A 4871-nucleotide genomic window follows, 5' to 3' on the forward strand; every position below is an offset into this window, starting at 1 on the left:
TGAAATAACAGGAAGCGCACACAATGGGACAGCATTGCGAAACATTTCCCAGCGGCTGACCTTATTGTTCGGGAATGAGTACGGGCTCGCGATTGTGAGCAGACCGGATCAAGGTACGGAAATTACGATGAAGATTCCGCTCGATTTCCAGAAGGGAGAGTCACACCATGTACAAAGTATTGCTGGTGGAAGATGAACGAATGATTCGGGAAGGCTTGAAAACGTTAATTGAAAAAGGAACATCTGGTTTTGTCGTCATGGCAGAAGCGGAAAATGGAAAGGATGCTCTGCATTATCTGCGCACGGAAATGCCTGATTTGATTGTGACAGATATTCGCATGCGGGAAGTCGATGGCTTGGCGCTAATCGGGAAAATTCGGGAGATGTACGAGGAGCTGCCCATCGTGATTATTAGTGGTTATGGTGATTTTCACTACGCACAAAAAGCATTGAAGTACAAAGTCTCCGACTATCTTTTGAAGCCCATTGATCGATTAGAGCTGGTGAGCACGCTCGCAAAAATCAGACAAGGGCTGGATCGCAAAAAGAAAGTCCAAGAAGAAGAAAACACAGTCGACGGCAGCCATAGAGAAGAGAGACAAAGCATTCGCAAGATAAAAGCATTCATACACGATCATCTGGACGGGGATTTGAGACTCCAGATGCTGGCGGAGTGTGTTCATTTGAATCCGATCTATCTGAGTCAACTGTTCAAGACTGAGACGGGGGAAAATGTCTCTGATTACATCACGCAGGTGAGGATGAACCGCGCCAAGCAGCTTTTACACGAGACGAGCTTGAAGGTATATGATATCGCGCGCTTAGTGGGGTATCAGAGTGCGAAGCATTTCATGCTGGTATTTAAAAAGGAAGTCGGGATGACACCAGGGAGCTACCGAGATCTCGTCGGCAGTAAAGATCTTTAAATCTCATACCAAATCTAAATCCTGCGTGATTTATCTTACTATTCTCTCAATTTTATACTGGTGACAGGGAAAACAGATAAGGAGGTACGCCATGAAAAAGGCAATCCTGTTGGCATTGTCTACTGCTTTGACAGCGTTTACATTTGGGTGCAGTAGCAAGACCGCGACGACTCCCAGTGACTCCGCAACGGGCAAGAAAGAAGCAGTCGAGCTTACGTTTTTGACATGGGGCAACCAAGCCCACTTGGATTTGTATACGAAGCTCTCTGAAAAATTTACGCAACAAAACCCGACCATCAAGGTGAAGCTGGAATCTGTGCCATTCCCCGATTACCAGCAAAAGGTGACGGTGCTGGCTGCTGGTCAGGAGCTGCCTGACATCGGTTGGGTGTCTGAGCGAATGGTGCCGCAGTTTATGGAAAATGGGATATTGGAAGATGTCTCGGATATAAAAAACGACGCTGCGTTTAAGCTGGATGACTTTATTCCGTCGACGCTCGAGCTGTTCCAAAAAGGCGACAAATTGTACGGACTGCCGTTTTCTACCCCGCCTACCGTGATGTTCTACAATAAAGACTTGTTTGACAAGGCAGGCTTGAAATCGCCGAACGACCTAGCGAAGGAAGGGAAATGGACGTGGGAGGAATTCGAAAAGTTAGCGCAAATAATCTCGAGCGGAACCGGGGCGAGCAAAATCTACGGGGCCAACTTCTTCCGCGATTGGAAAACGTGGATCATCCTGTCTTCCTATTCATGGTCAAATGGCAGCGGCCCGTTCAACAAAGAAATGAATCAGTTTACATGGAATGACCAATATGGGGTGGAGACACTCGGCATGCTCCAACGGATGATGTTTACAGATGGGTCGCATCCGAAGGCGGGTGAGCAGGTTAGCTTTGAATCAGGCAAAATCGGCATGTTCTTTGATGTGTACAGCTACGTCTCGAAGGCGCGGGCGATCAAGGATTTCAAGTGGGACATTGCTCCGATGCCAGCGGGTACAAAAGGCTCGGCACCGATGCTCGGTCAGGCAGGGTATTCGATTTTCAAAGGAACGAAGCATTTGGAGGAGACTAAGCTGTTCCTCAAGTTCCTCGCAAGTGAGCAGGGTGTCCAGGAGACCTCGACTTACTTTGTACCACCGCGCTTGTCTGTGTTGAATTCCGATCCGTTTTTGAACGTTCCAGGCAACCCTGACCCTGCACACATCAAGCAGGCCGTTATCGATGAAATGCCTAAGGCACATCTGCAACCAGGGCATGTGGACTGGCAAAAAATCGACACGACGATCCTGGCTGGTTTTGATCAATTATTCGGCCAAACGGCACAGCCTGCGGATATCTTGAAGTCGCTGGAAGAGAAAGTCAATCCGATCATGAAAAAGTAAGCTCGTCACAACGGTCTGGAATACAGGCCGTTGTGACTTGAGAGGGAGGTTGCGATGAATCGTTTTCAACAGGCACTGGAAGAGAAGCCGTTTCTGCTCATGGTCAGTCTCCCGCAAAACGATGAGACCTTAGCCAGAGCAGCGATGGAGGAGGGTGCAGATGGCTTGAAGATGCACATCAATGTGTACCATCGTGCCAGTGGCAACCGGTTCGGTCCTCTGGCTGAATATACGGACTTTCTCCAAACAATACGCAGCCAGTTCGCAGGGCCGATTGGCATTGTTCCGGGCGGGTCAATGGAGGAGCTCAATCCCGAGGAAATCAAGCAGTTCGAATCGCTAGGAATCGACTTCCTCTCCATTTATGGACATCATTTGCCTGCGTCCCTTTTGAAAATCGAAGGGGTGGCGAGTACGTTTGCCATCGATGATCAGTTTGATTTGAACCGATTGGAAGCTGTGAAGCACTTTTCCATGACAGCATTGGAGGCGTCGATAATTCCGGGGAGTGAGTATGGCACGAGGCTTACGTTTGCCGACCTGCTCGCCTATCGCTACATCGTAGAAAAGGCAGGCATCCCCATCATCGTCCCGACACAGCGAAAAATTGTGGCAGAGGATATGAAAGCTCTGCGGGAAACAGGAGTTCGTGTCCTGTTAGCTGGAGCGATGGCGATCGGGAGGACCGAGGATGAAATGCGCCGTTCCATCCATGCATTGCGGAATGCGATTGACAACTAAGGAGGGATCGTATGGAGAGCAAGTTGAATGTCCCGCTCTCTCCTGACAAGAGAACAAGTGGCACAAAGAAAAAATCCTTCAACCGGGAAGCGAATCTGACAGGATGGCTGTTTATAAGCCCGATGGTCATCGGGTTTGGGGTGCTGTTGTTAGGCCCGCTTTTGCTCGCGCTGTACATGAGCTTTACGGATTGGCCGTTACTGGGAGAAGCCGAATTTGTTGGGCTGGAAAATTACAGAGCGATCTTTCAGGATGCCGAATTTTGGACGGTCGTGGGCAATACATTTGCGTTCTCGGCTGGACTGGTCCCCTTAAACATCGTGTTGGCGTTGGGGTTGGCCTTACTGCTCGTGCGCAAGCTGCCGGGGATCGGGATTTTCCGCACGGCCATTTTTGTGCCGGTCATGACATCGCTGATCGTCTGGGCGATTGTGTGGAAGTATTTGTTTGCGACAGACACGGGGTTTATCAATCAAATCCTGCAGATGTTTGGGATCACAGGCCCATCATGGCTTTACAATCCAAAGCTGGCGATGCCAGTGGTGATCGTGACGAGTGTCCTGAAAAATGTGGGCTTGAACATGGTTCTATTCATCGCTGCCTTACAGCAGGTGCCCGTTCACTTATACGAGGCGGCGCGCATTGATGGAGCTAGTCGGACGCGTCAATTGTTTCAAATTACGATCCCGATGATCAGCCCGACGGTTTTTTTAACCACGTTGTTGACGATCATCGGCTCGCTCAAGGTGTTTGGGCAGATTTACGTCATGACCCAGGGTGGTCCTGACAACAGTACAAAGGTGCTTGTCTATTACATATGGGAGCGTGCCTTCAAAAGCTTTGAATTCGGCTATGCATCGGCACTTGCCTTTGTGCTGTTCTTTATCATTTTAGTGTTTACGCTCTTGCAGTGGCAGTTTAGAAAAAGGTGGGTGTTCCATGAAGAGTAATCGCCACGGATTACATGCGGGCAAGTTATTGGGGATCGGTGGTCACTATGTCGTGTTAAGCGCGATCTCCCTACTGATGCTGGTACCTTTTTTGTGGATGCTTTCTACATCGTTAAAAGAGCCGGCCAAAATATTCGTCTTTCCGCCAGAGTTTATCCCTTCGTCGATCCGCTTGGAGAACTACACGGAGGTTTTGGCGAATACGCCCTTTCATCTGTTCTATTGGAACAGCCTGTACATTGCGATTCTGGTCACGGTTGGAACGGTTTTATTTGCCTCGATTGCGGGCTATGCGTTTGCCCGAATCCCGTTTCGCGGACGCAATATCGTCTTTCTGGTGCTGCTGTCGACGATGATGATCCCGCATGAAGTGACGTCGATACCGATGTTTTTGTTCATGCGCATGCTTGGATTTATCAATACGCATGTGCCGCTGATCGTGCTTCCCATTTTCGGGGCAGGCGGAATTTTTGGCGTGTTCGTCATGCGACAGTTTTTCCTCGGGATTCCGAAAGAACTCGAGGAGGCGGCGATGATTGATGGCTGCTCGCGTTGGCGGATTTACTGGAGCATCATGCTGCCACTGGCAAAGCCAGCCATCGCGACGCTGACGATTTTTACGTTTTTGACGAGCTGGAACGAGTTTTACGATCCGCTCATTTTCATCAACGACAGAGAGCTGATGACGCTGCCGCTTGCTTTGTCCTTGTTTACCGATGAAGTAGGGACAGCGTGGCATCATCTGATGAGCGCGTCCGTCATGGCGACCTTGCCGCTTTTGATCGTGTTCTTTTTCGCTCAGAAGCAGTTTATCGAGGGAGTATCGATGACGGGTCTTAAAGATTAAAGGAAGTTCAACAAGGAGTG

Annotated in this window: 6 protein-coding genes; all 6 read left to right on the forward strand. The window is 49.5% G+C overall.

Annotation, left to right across the window (positions count from 1 at the left end; genetic code table 11):
* Nucleotides 1-196, forward strand: a 196-nt coding sequence (locus C7R94_RS27220) for a sensor histidine kinase (protein ID WP_369835029.1), incomplete at its 5' end; no start/stop codon positions are given.
* Nucleotides 168-926, forward strand: coding sequence for a response regulator transcription factor (locus C7R94_RS27225; RefSeq protein WP_106785728.1), 759 nt, complete (start codon nucleotides 168-170; stop codon nucleotides 924-926). The genes C7R94_RS27220 and C7R94_RS27225, both read left to right, overlap by 29 nt.
* Nucleotides 927-1017: 91 nt before the next feature.
* Complete coding sequence (locus C7R94_RS27230; protein WP_106785729.1) at nucleotides 1018-2313, forward strand: ABC transporter substrate-binding protein; 1296 nt, start codon at nucleotides 1018-1020, stop codon at nucleotides 2311-2313.
* A 54-nt stretch (nucleotides 2314-2367) separates the two neighbouring features.
* The gene (locus C7R94_RS27235) at nucleotides 2368-3054 is read left to right on the forward strand and encodes a hypothetical protein (RefSeq protein ID WP_106785730.1); all 687 of its coding nucleotides are present in this window, start codon (nucleotides 2368-2370) and stop codon (nucleotides 3052-3054) included.
* Nucleotides 3055-3065: 11 nt separating this feature from the next.
* On the forward strand, nucleotides 3066-4004 hold the full coding sequence (locus C7R94_RS27240) for a carbohydrate ABC transporter permease (RefSeq protein ID WP_106785731.1): 939 nt from the start codon (nucleotides 3066-3068) through the stop codon (nucleotides 4002-4004).
* A complete protein-coding gene (locus C7R94_RS27245; RefSeq protein WP_106785732.1) occupies nucleotides 3994-4851 on the forward strand; it encodes a carbohydrate ABC transporter permease in 858 nt (285 codons plus the stop codon). The genes C7R94_RS27240 and C7R94_RS27245 overlap by 11 nt, the downstream gene beginning before the upstream one ends.
* The last annotated feature ends 20 nt before the right edge of the window (nucleotides 4852-4871 follow it).

This window comes from Brevibacillus sp. NRRL NRS-603, from assembly GCF_003013445.1.
Classification (GTDB): domain Bacteria; phylum Bacillota; class Bacilli; order Brevibacillales; family Brevibacillaceae; genus Brevibacillus; species Brevibacillus formosus.